This window comes from Epilithonimonas sp. 33E (genome assembly GCF_059372615.1).
Window position 1 is genome coordinate 1,269,807 of the sequence record NZ_CM182009.1, and the last position, 18,348, is coordinate 1,288,154.

An 18,348-nucleotide genomic window follows, 5' to 3' on the forward strand; every position below is an offset into this window, starting at 1 on the left:
TAATGAAAACAATTATTGCAGAAAAACCAAGCGTAGCAAGGGAAATAGCCGGACTTGTGGGAGCATCCGATAAAAAGGACGGCTACCTTACGGGTAACGGCTATTTTGTTACGTGGGCATTCGGACATCTGATAGGATTGGGAATGCCCGAAGATTACGGCATTTCGGGGTTTGACAAAGCATCCTTGCCGATACTTCCAAACCCTTTTATGCTGACCGTTCGCAAAGTCAAAAAAGACAAAGGCTATCAAGCCGATGCTGGTGCATTGAAACAGCTAAAAGTGATTGAAAAACTGTTTAACCAAAGTGAAAGCCTCATCGTGGCAACCGATGCAGGTCGTGAGGGCGAACTCATCTTTCGGTACATTTATGAGTATCTGAAATGCTGTAAGCCCTTTAAACGGCTTTGGATAAGCTCGCTGACCGAAAAAGCCATTAAACAGGGCTTTGACAACCTAAAAGACGGAAAGGAATTTGACGGATTATATCAGGCGGCACAAGGCAGAAGCCGTGCCGATTGGCTCGTAGGCATCAATGCTACACAGGCATTGAGCATTGCCGCAGGCAACGGTATTTATTCGCTCGGAAGAGTGCAAACGCCTACACTGGCTTTGATTTGCAAACGGTATATAGATAACAAGAATTTCGCCGTACAGAAATATTGGCAGATACAATTATCCCACTCCAAAGAGCAAATTGATTTTAAAAGTATTTCTGCTACCAAATGGCAGGATAAAAAGCTGGCAGATGATACATTAAAATCTATTGAAAGGAATGGTAATACTGTAACAGTTACTTCCGTAGAAAATAAGAATATAACGGAGCAGCCGCCTTTGCTTTTTGACCTCACAGGCTTGCAAAAGGAAGCCAACAAAAAGCTGAACCTCTCTGCTGAAAAAACTTTGAATATTGCTCAAAGCCTGTACGAAAAGAAATTCATTACCTATCCACGTACCGGGAGCAAATACATCCCCGAAGATATGTGGGCTGAAATTCCCAACCTCGTGAGGGCATTGCAGAACAGGGAAACCTGCAAAGCTGCTTTATCCAAAATTAAATGGGGGCGTTTCAATAAGCGTATTGTAAATGATTTGCGTGTTACCGACCACCACGGATTGTTGATTACAGATAAAGTCCCGTCCGTTTTGAGTGCAGACGAAAATGCGGTGTATGATATGATTGCCTTTCGCCTGCTCGAAGCCATTTCGCAAGCCTGCATCAAAGAAATAACCGATGTTTCCTTACAGGCAATGCACTATGATTTCACCGTAAAAGGCTGTAAAATTTTGGAAGCAGGCTGGCGTATGATTAAGGGTAATTTTTCGGAAGATGATGCAGAACCTATACAGGATTTGCCCGAATTGAAAAAAGGCGATGAACTTAAAATAAAAGAAGCTGCCATTCTCGAAAAGAAAACCAAACCTCCTGTGCTTTATACCGAAGCTGGGCTTTTGTCGGCTATGGAAACCGCAGGTAAGGAAATCGAAAACGAAGAAGAACGGAAAGCCCTGCAAAACATCGGTATCGGTACTCCGGCTACAAGAGCCGCCATTATCGAAACACTGTTTACCCGTAACTATATCCAACGAGAAAAAAAATCTTTAATACCAACCGAAAAAGGATTGCAGGTTTACGAATTGGTTAAAGACCGAAAAATTGCGGACGTGGCTATGACCGCAGAATGGGAACTCGCTTTGCAGAAAATTGAGAACAACGAAGCGAATGCCGGAAGTTTTCAAAAGGAAACGGAAACCTTTGCAAAGTCCATTACCGATGAATTGCTGCAAACCTCCATTGCTCAAAACAGCCTCCCTAAATTGGTTTGTCCGAAATGTAAAAGCCAACAGCTTATTATCCGTGATAAGATTGTTAAATGCTCCGATGAAGTTTGCGGCTGGATACAGTTTCGCAATGTGTGCGAAGTGCAAATCAGTATTTCCGATATTGAAAACCTTGTGAATAAAGGGAAAACCAATCTTATCAAAGGAATGAAAAGCAAGGCAGGAAAGAAATTCGATGCTTATATCGTATTGGATGCCGATTGCAAAACCTCTTTTGAGTTTGATAATAAAAAGCCAAAAAGATAATGACCGATATTACCATATCCCAAAAGGAAATAGCACCGCTTATCCATACCATTAGGGATAAGCAAGTTATTCTTGATGCTGATTTAGCAATGCTCTATCAGGTAGAAACAAAAGCCCTAAACAGGGTTGTAAAGAGAAACCAAAACCGCTTTCCCGAAACTTTTTGCTTTCAGCTTAGCGAACAGGAAGTAAAATCTTTGAAGTACCAATTTGGCACTTCAAACGTTGGACGGGGCGGGAGGCGTACGCTACCCTTTGCATTTTGTGAGCAAGGAGTGGCAATGATGTCCGCATTGTTGCGAAGTGATATAGCGGTAAAGGTCAGCATTGAGATTATGAATGCCTTTGTAGAAATGCGGAAAATGCTTATCAGCAATGCTTCGCTGTTTCATCGTTTGAATAATATAGAACTGAAACAACTACAAGCCGACCAAAAATTTGAGGAAATCTTTAAGGCATTGGAAAGCGACAAGCTCCACAGCGAAAATGGCATCTTCTACAACGGTCAGGTTTTCGATGCTTACGCCTTTGTGTCGGATATTGTACGAAGTGCCAAAAGCTCCATTATCCTGCTGGATAACTACGTGGACGATACAGTGCTGACTTTGCTGGGCAAGCGCAAGGAAAATGTAACCGCTACAATCTATACCAAAACTATCAGCAATCAGCTACGGCTGGATGTACAACGGTACAACAGCCAGTATGCTCCGATTGAAATTGAGGTTTTCTCCGATGCTCACGACCGCTTTTTGATTATTGATAATGCAGAACTATACCACATCGGGGCATCTCTCAAAGACCTGGGCAAAAAATGGTTTGCCTTTTCGAGAATGGATATTGAGGTCGGCAGGATGCTCCAAATTCTAAACAATCCATAAAATGAACCTCTGAATTTTCAGAGGTTTTTTATTGCTCATTGCGACAAATCCTGCCACACAAAGCCAAACCCTGCCACTTCTTCAAAGGCACTTATCTACCGCTATAATTTTAGGCTTCAAGCAAAATTCTAAACAAAATTATAGTATGAGTACACAGCAAAAAGACTTGTCGTATTACAGATTACGACTACAAGAACATCTTAATTCAGGCTTTCCTGAAAAAGCCAGCGACCACAAATTTATCGACCAGCGTTCTTCGTGGGCTGCCAATGCTTACGAGGGTGCTTTCAGTTCGGGAAACGCTATTGAGCAGTGCAACGAAATAGCCAATTACATTCTCTTTGAGGGCTTACATTTTTCAAGGTTCGATACCATTTTTCAGGTGGTCTGCAATGAGTTCGATACCCTAATGGCAGACGAGGAACTTCGACCATTTGCCCTGAAAATGTTCCGTGTTTGCGAGCCTGTTTTTGCCAAATATAAACTGACCGATGATTTCGCCTACGGTTATGAGTTTGATGTACTCTACACCGAAATAACGGGAACCATCGCAATATGGATAACCGAAAATGGGCTTCAGTAAAAAGCAACATCTCCAACAGAATATTGATGCCCTGCGAATTGCTTTTAAACTGGAAAAGGAGAACCGACAAGCCACCGTAGGCGAAAGACTGCTAATGATGCAATACAGCGGATTTGGCGGTCTTAAATTCGTTCTGAACCCCGTTGAATATGAGATGGACATCAACAATTGGAGAAAGACCGAACACGACCTTTTCTCTATTACGCAGGAGCTGCATCAGGTTTTAAAAGAAAATGCCACAGACGAAAAGCAATACAAACGATTTGTGGACAGTATGCGAAGCTCCGTACTCACAGCATTCTACACACCGCCGGAGGTTATAGATGCCGTTTCTTCCGTATTGCGTGATAGCGGTTTGAAGATTGATAAATTCCTCGAACCCTCCGCAGGTATCGGCTCATTTATACAATCCTTTTCGGAAAATCAAAAAGCCAATGTTACTGCTTACGAAAAAGATTTGCTAACGGGCAAAATCCTAAAGCAGCTTTATCCCGCAAATAATATCCGCATAAGCGGTTTTGAGGAAATCCCCGAAAAGGAACAAAGCAGTTACGATGTTGTTGCCAGCAATATCCCGTTCGGTGATACCTCTGTATTTGACCTTTCATACTCCCGAAGTAGAAACCCCGCAAAGGAGCAAGCTGCCCGAAGCATTCATAACTATTTCTTTTTGAAAGGAAATGATATGCTCCGAGAAGGTGGTTTGCAGGCTTTCATTACCTCACAGGGGATTTTGAACAGCCCGAATAATGAGCCGATACGCAGGGCATTAATGGAAAACAACAATTTGGTTTCAGCTATCCGCTTACCCAACAATCTGTTTACAGATTATGCAGGTACAGAGGTTGGCTCTGACCTGATAATCCTGCAAAAGAATACAGCAAAACCAAATTTGACCGAAGCGGAAGAATTGTTTTGCCAAAGCAACAAAACAGGATATGGTACACCCAGCAATGCTTTATTTGAGGACGGTACAAGAATTATACATACGCATTGGAAAGTAGATACTGACCCTTACGGGCAACCTGCATTAATCTATACACACAAAGACGGCGTTGAGGGCATTGCAAATGCCCTCAAAGAGATGCTTTCCGAAGATTTTGGTAACCACCTGAATTTGTCTTTATACAAAGGCGAACAACACGATGAACCTTTTATACAAATTCCAACGCCGGTAATTCCGCCTCCCATTGTTGAGCGTGAAATCATTCAGCCCCAGCAACAGCTTTTTACGACACCTGTGATAAGACAGGAAAGTCCGCAGGAATTAAAACAGCTAAGCATTTTCGACCTATTTGAAAATACAGGTGAAACTGTGGCTGTCCTTGCTCCGCCAAAAAAAGCAACATCAGCCAAAAGACAGACCAGCCAGAGAAAACGAATGCCTATCAGTCGCCAGCCCGACCTGTTCAGTTCTGCAATGCAGCAACCTTACACGCTTCCTGTTTCAAATGGCAATAAAACATTTAATGGCAAAGAACAGGAAGTAATCGGCGATTTGTTTTCGCAACAAAACGGGAATGGCCAAGCTGATAAGCCAGCCATTCCCGTAGCCGTTCTTGCCGCCATTCCCGAACCTGCGCCGTTTAGTAACGAACTGCAATCGTTCCACCGAAACGATTGCCTTGTGGTAGATAATGGCTGGGTGGGTTATCTGCAAAGTGTAGATACCGCAGACGGTACGGCTGTCTTCCACCCGTTGCAATTACCTCCTACGCAAAAAGCAAGAGCCGAAGCGTATATACAGGTACGTGATGTTTACCAACAGCTTTATACCAAAGAAGCACAGCACCAAACTGAACACAAAGAAGAAAGGGAAAACCTTAACCGATTGTACGATGCCTTTATCAAAAGGTATGGCAATCTGAATAGCGCCGATAATATCAAGCTCATTAAAACGGACAGTGCCGGAAAGGAAATGCCTTATCTGGAGCGTGTGGTGGGCGGCGTGGTACACAAAGCGGATATATTCAGCCGTCCGGTCAGCTTTTCCATCACAACATTAGCTACCGACAATCCCGATGAAGCGTTGGCGGCATCGCTGAACAAATACGGAAGTGTGGATTTGGACTATATGTCCGAAGTGAGCAATATGACTGCCGATGTGCTGAAAGAAGCCTTACACGGCAGGATTTTCTATAACCCTTTGCAACAGGAATATGAAATCGCCGAACGCTGGATTGCAGGTAACGTGGTAGAAAAAGCGGCGGATGTAAGAAACTACCTCGAAAACAATCCCGATGATGCCCAAGCCAAAGAAAGCCTTACTGCTTTGGAAGAAGCCCGCCCAAGACGAATTGAATTTGAAGAGCTGGACTTTAACCTCGGCGAACGCTGGATACCGACTGGCGTTTATGCCCGTTTTGCTTCGCATCTTTTCGATACGGATGTGCGTGTACATTATTCCGAAAGCTCCGATGACTTTTCTGTAACCTGTGGACAGAAGAATGTGCATATATGGGACAAATATGCTGTTAAGGCAGAGAGCAGAACGTTTGACGGGATTAACCTGCTGAGGCACGCCCTTGTCAATACTACGCCTGATATTACCAAGAAAATCACAATAGATGATAAGGAAGTAAAGGTTAGGGATATGGAAGCCATTCAAATGGCAAACACCAAGATTGACGAAATCCGAACTGCCTTTACAGAGTGGCTCCACGCCCAAAACAATGAGTTTAAAAACAGGCTGACCGACCAATACAATGATACCTTTAACTGTTTCGTCCGACCGAATTATAACGGAACACATCAGGAGTTTCCGGGATTAGACCGCAAGGGGTTAAAAATCCAAGACCTGTATGATAGCCAAAAGGACACCGTTTGGATGATTAAGCTCAACAACGGTGCTATCTGCGACCACGAAGTAGGTGCAGGAAAAACGCTGGTAATGTGTACGGCAGCACAGGAAATGAAGCGGTTGGGGCTGGCTCACAAACCAATGATTATCGGGCTGAAAGCGAACGTACCCGAAATTGCCGAAGCATATAGAACCGCCTATCCGCACGCTAAAATACTCTATCCGGGCATTGACGATTTTACGCCTAAAAAACGCTTGCGGATTTTTGGTGATATTAAAAACAACGATTGGGATTGCGTGATACTCACACACGACCAATTTTCTATGATACCGCAATCGCCCGAAATGCAAAAGGAAATTCTCGAAATAGAACTGGACAGTGTGGAGCGTAACCTCGATGTGCTGCAATCGCAAGGAAATGAAGTTACCAGAGGGATGCTTGCCGGAGCGATAAAGCAAAAAGAAAATCTCGAAGTAAAGCTGAAAACCCTGCAACACGATATTGAGAACCGTAAAGATGATGTGGTGGACTTCAAAATGATGGGCATAGACCATTTGTTTGTGGATGAAAGCCACCAGTTTAAAAACCTCATTTTTAATACACGCCATTCAAGGGTTGCCGGATTGGGAAATATGGACGGAAGCCTAAAGGCTTTGAACCTGCTCTTTGCCATTCGCACTATCCAAGACCGTATTGATGCGGATATGGGTGCTACTTTTCTTTCGGGTACAACCATCAGCAATTCACTGACAGAGTTGTATCTGCTGTTTAAATACCTACGCCCAAGAGCATTGGCAAAGCAAGGCATTCATTCTTTTGATGCGTGGGCGGCTATTTACGCCCGTAAGACCACCGATTATGAATTTTCGGTGGCTAATAATATCGTGGCGAAAGAACGTTTCCGCTATTTTATCAAAGTACCGGAACTGGCTCAATTCTATTCCGAAATCACGGATTACCGTACAGCGAAAGATATTGGAATTGACCGCCCCGAAAAGAATGAGGTGTTATACAACATACCGCCAACTCCCGACCAGGAAGCATTTATCCAAAGCCTGATGCAGTTTGCCAAAACGGGCAATGCCACTTTATTAGGAAGAGAGCCGCTTTCTCAACGGGAAGAAAAAGCAAAAATGCTGATTGCTACGGACTACGCCCGTAAAATGTCGTTGGATATGCGAATGGTAAGCGATATTTATGAAGACCACCCCGACAACAAGGCTTCTCATTGTGCCGCTAACATTGCGAAGTATTACCACCAATACAATGCGCAAAAAGGAACGCAGTTCATTTTCTCGGATTTAGGTACTTATAAACCGGGTGAATGGAATGTATATTCTGAAATTAAACGCAAGCTCGTGGAAGACCACAACATACCTCCACACGAAGTCCGGTTTATACAGGAAGCTAAGAATGATAAGCAGCGTAAGGAACTTATCAAAGGAATGAACGAGGGCAAAATCCGTGTGCTGTTCGGTTCAACAAGTATGCTCGGCACTGGCGTAAACGCACAGAAAAGAGCCGTTGCCGTACACCATTTGGATACACCGTGGCGACCGAGCGACCTTGCCCAAAGGGACGGGCGGGCTATCCGAAAAGGCAATGAAATTGCAAAGCATTTTGCGGACAACAAAGTACAAGTAATTATCTATGCCGTAGAAAAATCACTGGACAGCTATAAGTTCAACCTGCTATTCAACAAACAGCTTTTTATCGACCAGCTAAAGAATAATAATCTCGGTAAGCGTACCCTTGACGAGGGTAGTATGGACGAAAAATCGGGTATGAACTTCTCGGAATATGTAGCAATTCTCTCAGGAAATACCGACTTGCTGGATAAAGCCAAAATAGAAAAGCAGATTGCCGGACTGGAAAGCGAAAAGCAGGCTTACAGTCGTTCTAAATACAGTGCCAAATATAAATTGGAAGACTATACAGCCGAACTTGACAAAGCCCAATCACGCTTTGACCGTATGAGCCTTGATTGGGGAAACTTAGAGCAACGGTTACAAAAACGGCAGGACGGTACGGTTGTAAATGCTCTTGTGCTGGACGGTTTATCGCCGAATGCCGATGTAAAACAGACGGGTGCAAAACTTAACCAGCTTGCGGACAAAGCACGTACAGGAGGCGATTATGAAGAAATCGGTAGCCTGTATGGTTTTCAGCTATTGGTAAAAACCGAAGTTTCCCAAAAAGAGGGCGTGGATATTCGTGTGAACCGATTTTTTGTACAGGGCGAGGGCAATATCAAATACACGTTCAATAACGGTGTTATGGCAAAAGACCCCGAAACGGCATCACTGAATTTTTTAAGGGCTTTGGAAAAGCTGCCTGTCTATATTAAAAAGGAACAGGAGAATATTGCCGAGTTCCAAAAAGATTTGCCTGTGCTTCAGGAAGTGGTTAACGGTACGTGGTCTAAAGAAACCCGTTTAAGCGAACTTAAAACTGAACTGGCTGCCGTAGAAAGGAAAATACAGCTTTCCATAGAACCTGTTAAACAAGTAGAAGAACCTGCGGAACAAACTGAAAAAAAGCAGCAAGCTCCAAAGGTGTCAGAAAGCATTATCAGAACTAAAGGTATCCATTTGCCACGAGGCGTACTATGAAAAGAAAACGGGGATCTGCAAGTCCCCGTTCCTTTTTTATCAATTTCTAATATTCATCTTCTTCCAGCTCATCCATCCGTTTTATCAGCGCATCACGCAGGCTGTCAAGAAACTTCGTCCGGTTTATTTTTCGGGCTTTCAGCTCCATAAATGTATGGTAAAAGTCGCCTAAATCAACATTAAAGATGCTTTCAAATGTTTTGGCGATTACTTTAATATCCGTATTGTCAAATACACCCTGAGCGTGAAGGGCATATATCAATTCTGTCAATGCAGTTTTACTGCCTCGCCAATTTAAGTTAGGTAATTCTATTGATTTGCTTTTATGTATCGGGCTGTGAAGCTGGTCTTCAAGATATACTTGTATCAGGTCATTGGCGATGATTTTTGCAGCCTTATAATCGTGGGAAGTGGAAAAATTATGGTCCGCTTCAAAATAATAGGTGTCCAGACTTAGTTTAATGTCATACTTTCCCCGTACAAATAGCTTATCATCTATAAAAGTATTATTGGTTCTGTAATATTTATAAAATTCGAGGTTATTGTCAAAATATCTTTTGAGTTTTTCCAATTCATCATTATAGTATTTCTTCACTGCCTTACCGCCATAAGGTTTCTTTGTTTCGATTTTATAGATAGCGTTATAATAGATGAGCTTTGAAACAATAGCGGGCTTTTGATGCTTGAAAAAACGAATTTCTTCCTCTACATTTTTAAATCCTCTGTTCAATACATATTCTTTCACATTAGACAGGCATTTGATGATAAGTTTTATTATCACTTCAATCTGTTGTATGGAGCAATCCGTTTCAGTTTCTAATTCTTTGATTGCGGCTTCCAGATTATTCAACGTTTCGTTATAAAATTTATCCATCCTGTTTATTTTGAAATTTCTATTGGACACCTACATTGAATTAGTTGATGTCATTACATAGGGTTAGCTAATCGGTCAAAGTGCCTTTTTACGATTTCCTTTCGATGATTTAAAGGTTAAAACAGCAATTACCGCCAAAGCCAACGTAAGCATACCTCCATACAAGAACTCTTTTTCGGGAAACCGTGTGCCTAAAAAACCTGCTATCGGGTATGCTATTGCCCACCACAAATGAGAAAACGCAAAGTGAGAACCGTACACCTTACCTTGATTTTCTGATGCAATGTTTTCGCCTATTAATGTTTCTGACGGCATATCGGCAAGCGTTTGACCTATACCTGCCAAAACCCATAAGAACAGCAAGCCGTTGTACGGAACAAAATTGGCAAAGCTGATAGCTAAACCTATCAGGACAGCCCCGCTTATCAGCGATATGCTCCGTGTTTTGGTTTTATCAAGGCTGCCTAACAGAAAAGCCGTGATAGCTGCGCCTACTCCGAAAATTGCCATTATCCAGCCGTAATGCTTATCATCTAAAGCTAAAGATGTTTTTACCAAACCAACGGTATTTACCAATACCATAGCTCCGGCAATAGCAGATATAAATTCAATACTTAAAGAGAACCTTAAAATCTTGTTTCCAAACAATAAGCGAATACCTTTTATTACTTCGCTCCACGTATTGCCGGGCGGTGTACTATCGGTATTCACTCCTTTTTGCAGTGCTGCCACCGGTATAGTCAATATCAGTAGTATGGCAATGAATAATGTTGCTCCATTGACAAAGAAAATCTGCTTGGCTCCTAACCATACCGCAAATATCCCCGCCAATGCAGGACCAAATACGCTTAACAACTGAAAAGTTGCCATTGATAAGCCGTTGGCTTCCCTGTATATTTCTTTGTCTACTATCTGTGGGATAATAGCCCTGTATGTTGGCGTGAAGAATGCAGCGAATACGTTCAATGCAAATATCAACCCATACACCTGCCACTCGGCATTTACAAACGGCAGCATACACACAATTGCCATTCTTGCCAGTTGCGTTATCAGCAATATGTTTTTTCGCTTTAATTTTTCAGACACTACGCCTGCAAAGGGCGAAAAAATGATATACGCCGTTACCCGCAAAGTGAGAGCCGATGCCAATATAGCTGCCGCATTATCGGGGCTGATTTCATAGGTAAGCAATGCCAATCCTAACCACGTAAAGGCATCCCCGAACAAACTTGCGATTTGGGCAAAATAAAGCCTTGCGAAAGTCGAGTTCCGTAATGTTTTAAATGGTTCTGTAAACGCTTTTTTTAATAATTGTAATTCCATTTTACATTTTTAAATTATTCTTATTAAGCGGATAAGCACCGCCGTCAGACGGTGCTTTTTTCTATCCGCTTCGTTATGGTTTCTTAAAAATTCATTATCAGTTTCACACTGATATTACGTCCCATATTGAAAACGCCCATTCTTCCCGTTGCCGGATTTTCAGGAGCATATTTCAGTCTGCTTAAATGACTTTGATAAGCCACATCAGCAAGATTTTCTCCACTAATGAACAAAGACATAAAGTCGCTCCGGTTGAACGCCTTAATATTTGTTCCGATACCTGCACTCAATAAAGTGTATGCGGGTGTTGCTGTTTCTGTTCCGTAAGCACTGAAAAACTTATCCTGCTGAAAGAAGTGGTTAATCCCAAATTTGATGTAAGCGTTGGAAAACGTTCTATTTACATTCCTTAATTCGGCTTTGATTTCGCCCCTGTATCTCGGGGCTGGGATAAACGGCAAGTATTTCGAGCTTTCGGGTTGGCTGCTTTGGGTAGCCTGTACATACGAAAATGAGTTTTCCAAATGCAGCCATTCTATCGGTTGCGGGTGTATGTCCAAATAAATTTCGCCACCAACTAAGGTAGCGTTGCCCGCTGTATATTGAAAGGCTGGCGCACCATCAACAGGGTCGGGAATAATTTCCGTTCCGTCTTCCGCAACAAGTTTTTCGAGATAGATATAATTTTGAATGAAGTTTACAAATGGCGTAAGCTCCAACGTAATGTGTTTGGAGTTCAGAAAATAGGCAACATCTATCTGGTGACTGATTTCTGATTTTAAATCAGGTGTTCCGAACAGATAACGAAACGTTCCCTCGTGTCTTCCGTTCGCTGACAGTTCCGTACTGTTCGGCGCTCTGAAACCTCTCGATACATTGAATTTTAACGTAGAATTTTTATCGACTTGATAAGACAATCCTAAGCTACCGGAAACGCCATTGTAGTTTTTATTAAAGGCACTGAACTTTAATTCCGCATCGGGGTCTGTACTTTGCACAGGCTCTTCGTCTTCATTAAGATAGAGTTCTTTTGAGTTCATAGACCTGTTGTCAAATCTAAGTCCTCCGGCTAAAGTGAGTTTGCCAAAAGTTTTCTGTGTAAAAAGAAATGCTCCGGCATCAAACAGATTATAGGCAGGTATCAAAAATTCTTCCCCTCTGTTGGTGTTGGATTGCCACATACCACCGATACCAACCGAAGTTTCCCAGCCTCTTGATTTTTCAAAATTATACCGCACATTATAATTAAGTGTGTTCAAATCAAAGAACAATGCCGGTTCATTGGGAGCGGCGGGGTTTTCATACTCTCTTCGTTTATTGTTCTGAAAACCGAAATCGGCATTAATTGTACCTTTATTCAATATGAAATAATTGTTGGAAGAAACGCCCAAATGGTTGATGGTCTGATGTGGAAAACCGACCTTATACCCTTTATAATCATTTCCGCTTGCAACTACTTCATCGCCATTGGCATTTTCATAGATAAATCTTCCTAACTCGTCCCTTTCGCCCTCTACAAGATTAAGCGTGTTGTTATAAGAGCTGACGGTGAGGTGCGAGTGTCCCCACCTTTTGTTTATTCCCAAGAACAAGCTGCCGTTAAGTTCCTTAAAACCCGAATTGAAGACTTTCCCATCGTAGGCATTTTGATAGTTGCCCGCAAATTTATTACTAAACCTGCCCAACCATTGTAAACCATCCTTATTGCCTGCATTGGAAAGGGAGTAGCCTATCAGGTTATTATTGCTTTGGTAATTCGTAGAAACCTGCGTTTTTATCTCACCTATTGGCAAGGCTTTAGGAGCAAGAAAGTTAAGCACTCCGGCAATACCGTCCGAGCCGTACATCAGGCTGCCGGGACCTTTCACTACTTCCACTCTGTCCACCGCATTCTCATCTATTTCAATACCGTGTTCATCTCCCCATTGCTGCCCTTCTTGACGAATACCGTTATTCAATGTAATCACCCTGTTGTATCCCAATCCTCTTATGGTAGGTTTTGAAATTCCCGTACCCGTTGTTATCTGGTTTACGCCCGGTATGTTTCTCAAACCGTCAATCAGGTTGGTAGCACTGTTTTGTTTTAAGGTGTTGCCGTCAACCGCTTTGACAATAACAGGGCTTAATCTTAGTTCTGTCGAGCGGGTTACACCTGTGATGATTAACTCGTTCAGCTCCGTAATGGCAGGACTTAATACAAAGTCCATAACCGTATCTTGTGCTATCGTTATTTTCTCGATTATTGGTTCATAACCTGTAAAACTTATCTCTAAAAGATATGTTCCCCGTTTCAGGTTTTTGATTTCATAATTACCGTTTACATCCGTTGTGGTTCCGGCTTTTAAATCAGCAATATAGACTGATACCCCGGCTAAATTTTTATTATTTTCCTGGTCTTTTACTGTACCGGAAATTCTGTTTTGTGCAAATATGTTTAAGGTTGCTGAAACAAAGGCAACCAATAGCAATACGCTTTTTAAATTCATAAATCTGATTTTTTAATTCTTATAATTTGAGCTGGATAAACAGACGCTCCGGCTGCTTACCTCTATAAAAAATCAAATTATTGGCGGACCTCTGTTTTGGGTTTCAGGAAGTGTGGCTTCGTAAAAATTTGCCTTATATAATGTATATTCCGAACGATGTTCAACATTAATGCAAACAAACTGTATAGCGGTAAAAAGATGAACAGATACACAATGATTGTCACAAAGAAAACACTTCTTTAATACTTTGCTAAGGTGGGCTTTATGTTCGCAGAAACTATTGCTGCCATCTGAATAGTAAACAGTTTTTTCACATTTGGTTGCTTTTTCAAATGCAATAATTTCATCGTGGTGGTGAAACATAAGTGCAGGGCTGTTGCCGAACAGGTATAACAGCAACAGAAAAAGTCCTGCAAATTTTATGTTTCTTTTATCTTTCAATTTTAGCTACGATATGGTTAAAAATGTTTTGGATTTTCCTGTAAACTCAACGGGTATCTACCAAAGACAATCCTGAAAATCGGTTGCCATATGTAACAATAAGCCCAGCGCAACAATCCTGACTATTTTGTTGCCGAACAGCAAGAGCAAGAAATACACTGCTATTGCATAATACGAATGCAGGTAGTGAAAGCCAACGCTGCATCTGTTCGGGTCGAATATCGGTTCTGCAAACAGGTGGTCTATATCAACAAGCATTGTTGCTAACAAAATTATCCAGACCATCTTCCATTCCTTTCTGAAAAACACGAAGGCAACCAATCCCGGAAAGAGAAGGTGCAAAGCGTAGTGGATAATATTTTGCAGTACGAATAAGGACATTTAGTTATTTTTCTTTGGTCGTTTTTTAGTCGGGTATGAAGCCTATTAATAGTTTATGTTGATTTGTTATGGAAATAAAGCCTTGCGGAAGTCTTATTCCACAAAGCCTTATTATTTCACCGCCAATTTTAGATGAAAAATTAGTGTTGATGTCCGTGTGCTTTGTCAGCAGCAGAAACCTCATTTTTAAATTTTCCAACCAACTTTTTGCCCTCATAGGTAATCGTAACGGTGCAATTCGTATGGATGCCATTTTTAGGCAATGCCACTGTCAATGCTCCATTTTTACCTGCGATAAGATTAGCTGTTGATTTACTGCCATTTTCAAAAGCAAATTCTACCGAGCCGGTAGCCGTTTTGGTTAACGTTTTAGCATTGGCATCCAGCACATAAAAAGTAAGCGCATTGTTGGCTTTTACCATTTCGATATGGTAGTTGTCAATATCTACCATTTTACCCCCGTGTGGAGCTGCACCGTGTCCGCTTTGAGCCATTGCAGGGCTAATTGCTAAAGTTGCAATAGCAACCACTAAAGCCATTCCGATTGATTTGATTTTTCTCATTTTTTTTGATTTTTAAAAAGTGAATAATTAAGAATTAAATTTTTACCCTAAGTAATTTGATTGAATTAAGAAACACCAGCGTATCAGGTAACAGGTGGATGATGGCTGCCTGCACCGGTCCTAAAACTCCCGTTAACACCAATGTGATACCTACAACGTGTACCACACCCACACCGCCGATGATATTTTCCTTAATTGTCCTGAATGCTTTTTTACTGATGGCTTTGGAACGGGCTATTTTTTCCAGCTTATCTTCCACCAATACAATATCAGCCGCTTCCATTGCAGCTTGTGTACCCACTATGCCCATAGAAATACCTACATTCGCCTGTACCAAAGCAGGTGCATCGTTAATGCCGTCACCAACCATTGCTACTTTTTCGCCTTTGGATTGTAGTTCCTGTATCGCCTTGATTTTGTCTTCAGGCAGCATATCTGCCCTGAATGATGTAATACCTAATTGTCCTGATACGTGTGCTGCCGTCTGTGGATTGTCGCCTGTGAGCATAATGATGTTTTCTACACCGCTTCTTTTCAATTCCTCAATCATTTCCTTTGCTCCCGGACGTATCGCATCTGACACATAAAACACAGATGCCGCATTGCCATCCACCGCCATATAGATAGCCGTATCGGTGAGGTTTTCGCTATTGACGGTTACGGAAATAGTATGGTCGTCCATCAGCGTTTTGTTACCTATCAGCACTTTTTTATTGTTGATGGTAGCACTGATACCTTTCCCTTTGAATACCTCAAAATCCGTAGGCTCTGATAACGAAGCACCCATATTGTCCGCATACATCAGTATAGCATTGGCAAGGGGGTGGCTGGAACGGTTTTCCGCTGATGCCGCTAATTGCACCAATTCTTTTTCAGTAAAGCTGTCATCGAGTATTTCAACTCTGTTTACGGTAGGCTTACCTATGGTCAATGTGCCTGTTTTGTCAAAAACAATGGTTTTTATCTTCGCCAATTCTTCCAAAAACTTACCGCCTTTTACAAGTATTCCTTCTCTTGCGGCTCTTGCTATGGCAGAAATGGTTACTAAAGGCGTAGCTAAGCCTAATTCGGCAGGCGAAGTGAAAATAAGCAGGGCTATCACGAGCTTTACATCTTTAGTTAGTAGGTAAACACCCAATACAAAAACGAAAACAACGGGTATCAGCCACGCCGCTACCTTATCCGTTAATTTTTCAATAGGGGCTTTACTGCTTTCTGCTTCTTCTACCAAAGCGATAATGCGTGAAAACACCGTATCTTTTCCCGCTTTGGTCATTTCTACGTCCAAAGCCCCTAACTCCAGTATTGTACCTGCAAATACTTCTGTACCGGAATTTTTTTCTACGGGTACGCTTTCTCCTGTTATGGGGGCTTGGTTTACAGACCCCGAACCCGCCACTATCTTACCGTCAACGGGTATTTTTTCGCCAGCCTTTACCACCACAATATCACCCACCGTCAGTGATGCAATAGATACGGGCTGCTCGTTACCGTCCTTTTTCAATATGGCTGTCTGTGGCACAGAACCGATGAGTTCCTTTATAGATGCTCTTGCTCTTTCACCGCTTGCACTGGCAATGTATTCGGCAATCAGGATAATCATCAGCACCACAGAACCCGCTAAATATTCTTTACCAACGACCGATACGATTACGGCAATGGAAATAAATAACTCCGTACCTATTTTCCGTTCCCTGATTAATTCGAGAATGGCAGTTTTTAGCAATGCGTATAAACCAAAAGCCGTAGCTGCCAGCAAGACGGGAAGTGGTATAATTTCTAAATAAAACAACAGGCTGGCAATACCCACTGTAATAATGCGTATGATTTCCCAAAAAAATTGCCGGGAAAAAAAGGTTTGTAAATAGTTCATATTGTTATGATATTAATGGGTATGCCCTTTGGATATACCCAAGTTTGAAATAACTACCGATAATATGAGCAATGCTATAAACAATACTACCCCAAGGGCAATCAAACCATACTTCATCTTTTTAGATAGGGGTCTGTTATTTGTACCTCCTTTTCTTTTCGGAGGAGGTACAAATTTTTTCCTCTTTCTTGTTTTCCGACTTCTATTTGTTCTTGATTTCATACAGTAGATAGCATTGTCTTATTCTTCCTCTTCAGCGTTTTTAATTGCCGAAAGAATGGTATAAGCATTTTTAGTAACTACCTTTAATGATTGCTGATTAACACTTTGAGGCAATTCGATAGCCGTATAGCCTTCCTGTTCCATACCTTTGGCAACTTGTACCAACTGGAAGGTATAGCCGTCTTTACTATCCGCTGTTTGAATAATGATGTAATCCAAACCGTCCAACTGAACAATGGCATCATTCGGTACTGCACTCTTTTGTTCCGTTCCTGTTTCTACCCACGCCTTTACATACATTCCCGGTAAAAGTTTTGCATCTTTGGTAAAGCGGCAAAGCACAGGTATCATTTTTTTGTCATCGGCTGCCTGACCTACCAAGTACACTTTTGCTGTGTGGCGGTAATCATTCTCATTAGATAATGAAAACTTAACCGTTTGCCCAACCTGAATTTTTCCCAAGTCTTTTTCAAAGGCATTTAAGGCAAGATGCAGGGCATCTGTACCTGTTATCTCAAACAGCACATCGGTAGGGGCAGCATATTTACCAATGTTGGTATTGCTGCTTTTGATATAACCTGAAATGGGTGCATAAATGCCCGCAGTTCTGGAAATTTTATTGCTGCTTTTTAAACTTGCGCTGCTGATGCCAATGAGTGCCATTTGCTGTTCTAATCCGGCAATACGGGCTTTCATTACATTATAATCTGAACTTACCTGTTGAAAAGTCTTTGCTGCATTCACATCCTCGTTTCTCAATTCCTGCTGCCTTTTGTATTCCTGCGATAAATATTCCAACCTGCCGATACTTTCCAGATATTCCTGCTGAATGGTAATAAATTCCGGGTTTTCAATGGTGGCTAATTGCTGTCCTTTTTTTACAGCTTGCCCCGGTAGCAGCCCTGCTGTTTTTATATAACCTCCCAATGGTGCTGACACTGTGGCTATACTGTTAGGGTCAGCTTCGATAGCTCCCGTCAGCTTGATGATATTACTTAGGTTTCTTAATTCGATAGCACCTGTTTGTATCTCTGATAGCTTATACTGGTCAGGAGTAAACGTAATTTGTCTGACCGAAGAAGCTGTGTCCGCCTTGCTTTCTGCGGTAGTCTGCTCCCCGGCAGCTTGCTCTTTTTTATCCTTACAGGATACTACCACTATTGCTGATAGCAGTAGGAGCGGTATATATTTTTTAAATGACCTATTCATTATTTTAATTTTTTT

At 41.9% G+C, this 18,348-nt stretch carries 12 protein-coding genes; 4 read left to right on the top strand and 8 right to left on the bottom strand.

The features are described from left to right. The first annotated feature begins 2 nt into the window (after positions 1–2). The 4 genes from AC5P2S_RS05975 (at position 3) to AC5P2S_RS05990 (ending at position 8,961) form a co-directional block, all read left to right on the top strand. Positions 3–2,087 carry a type IA DNA topoisomerase gene (locus AC5P2S_RS05975; protein WP_002996062.1) on the top strand — a complete coding sequence of 695 codons (2,085 nt, stop codon included), beginning with the start codon at positions 3–5 and terminating at the stop codon, positions 2,085–2,087. Then, complete coding sequence (locus AC5P2S_RS05980; RefSeq protein WP_002996058.1) at positions 2,087–2,965, top strand: ORF6N domain-containing protein; 879 nt, start codon at positions 2,087–2,089, stop codon at positions 2,963–2,965. The genes AC5P2S_RS05975 and AC5P2S_RS05980 overlap by 1 nt, the downstream gene beginning before the upstream one ends. Positions 2,966–3,110: 145 nt before the next feature. Next, the gene (locus AC5P2S_RS05985) at positions 3,111–3,548 is read left to right on the top strand and encodes a DUF1896 domain-containing protein (RefSeq protein WP_024567727.1); all 438 of its coding nucleotides are present in this window, start codon (positions 3,111–3,113) and stop codon (positions 3,546–3,548) included. Then, a complete protein-coding gene (locus AC5P2S_RS05990; RefSeq protein WP_024567728.1) occupies positions 3,535–8,961 on the top strand; it encodes a helicase-like domain-containing protein in 5,427 nt (1,808 codons plus the stop codon). The genes AC5P2S_RS05985 and AC5P2S_RS05990 overlap by 14 nt, the downstream gene beginning before the upstream one ends. 46 nt (positions 8,962–9,007) lie before the next feature. Here the strand turns inward: AC5P2S_RS05990 and AC5P2S_RS05995 are convergent, their stop codons facing one another. From AC5P2S_RS05995 to AC5P2S_RS06030, 8 genes are all read right to left on the bottom strand, one after another. After that, complete coding sequence (locus AC5P2S_RS05995; RefSeq protein ID WP_024567729.1) at positions 9,008–9,835, bottom strand: RteC domain-containing protein; 828 nt, start codon at positions 9,833–9,835, stop codon at positions 9,008–9,010. A gap of 75 nt (positions 9,836–9,910) precedes the next feature. Then, complete coding sequence (locus AC5P2S_RS06000) at positions 9,911–11,158, bottom strand: MFS transporter (RefSeq protein WP_024567730.1); 1,248 nt, start codon at positions 11,156–11,158, stop codon at positions 9,911–9,913. Between the two features lie 83 nt (positions 11,159–11,241). Beyond that, on the bottom strand, positions 11,242–13,644 hold the full coding sequence (locus AC5P2S_RS06005; RefSeq protein ID WP_024567731.1) for a TonB-dependent receptor: 2,403 nt from the start codon (positions 13,642–13,644) through the stop codon (positions 11,242–11,244). Positions 13,645–13,716: 72 nt separating this feature from the next. Continuing rightward, positions 13,717–14,085, bottom strand: a complete 369-nt coding sequence (locus AC5P2S_RS06010) for a hypothetical protein (protein ID WP_024567732.1) — start codon at positions 14,083–14,085, stop codon at positions 13,717–13,719. Positions 14,086–14,142: 57 nt separating this feature from the next. Then, on the bottom strand, positions 14,143–14,466 hold the full coding sequence (locus AC5P2S_RS06015; protein ID WP_024567733.1) for a DUF6122 family protein: 324 nt from the start codon (positions 14,464–14,466) through the stop codon (positions 14,143–14,145). A gap of 140 nt (positions 14,467–14,606) precedes the next feature. Then, the gene (locus AC5P2S_RS06020) at positions 14,607–15,029 is read right to left on the bottom strand and encodes a hypothetical protein (RefSeq protein WP_024567734.1); all 423 of its coding nucleotides are present in this window, start codon (positions 15,027–15,029) and stop codon (positions 14,607–14,609) included. A gap of 34 nt (positions 15,030–15,063) precedes the next feature. Further along, positions 15,064–16,902 carry a heavy metal translocating P-type ATPase gene (locus AC5P2S_RS06025; protein WP_024567735.1) on the bottom strand — a complete coding sequence of 613 codons (1,839 nt, stop codon included), beginning with the start codon at positions 16,900–16,902 and terminating at the stop codon, positions 15,064–15,066. Positions 16,903–17,142: 240 nt separating this feature from the next. Beyond that, positions 17,143–18,333, bottom strand: a complete 1,191-nt coding sequence (locus tag AC5P2S_RS06030; protein ID WP_024567736.1) for an efflux RND transporter periplasmic adaptor subunit — start codon at positions 18,331–18,333, stop codon at positions 17,143–17,145. Positions 18,334–18,348: the final 15 nt, after the last annotated feature.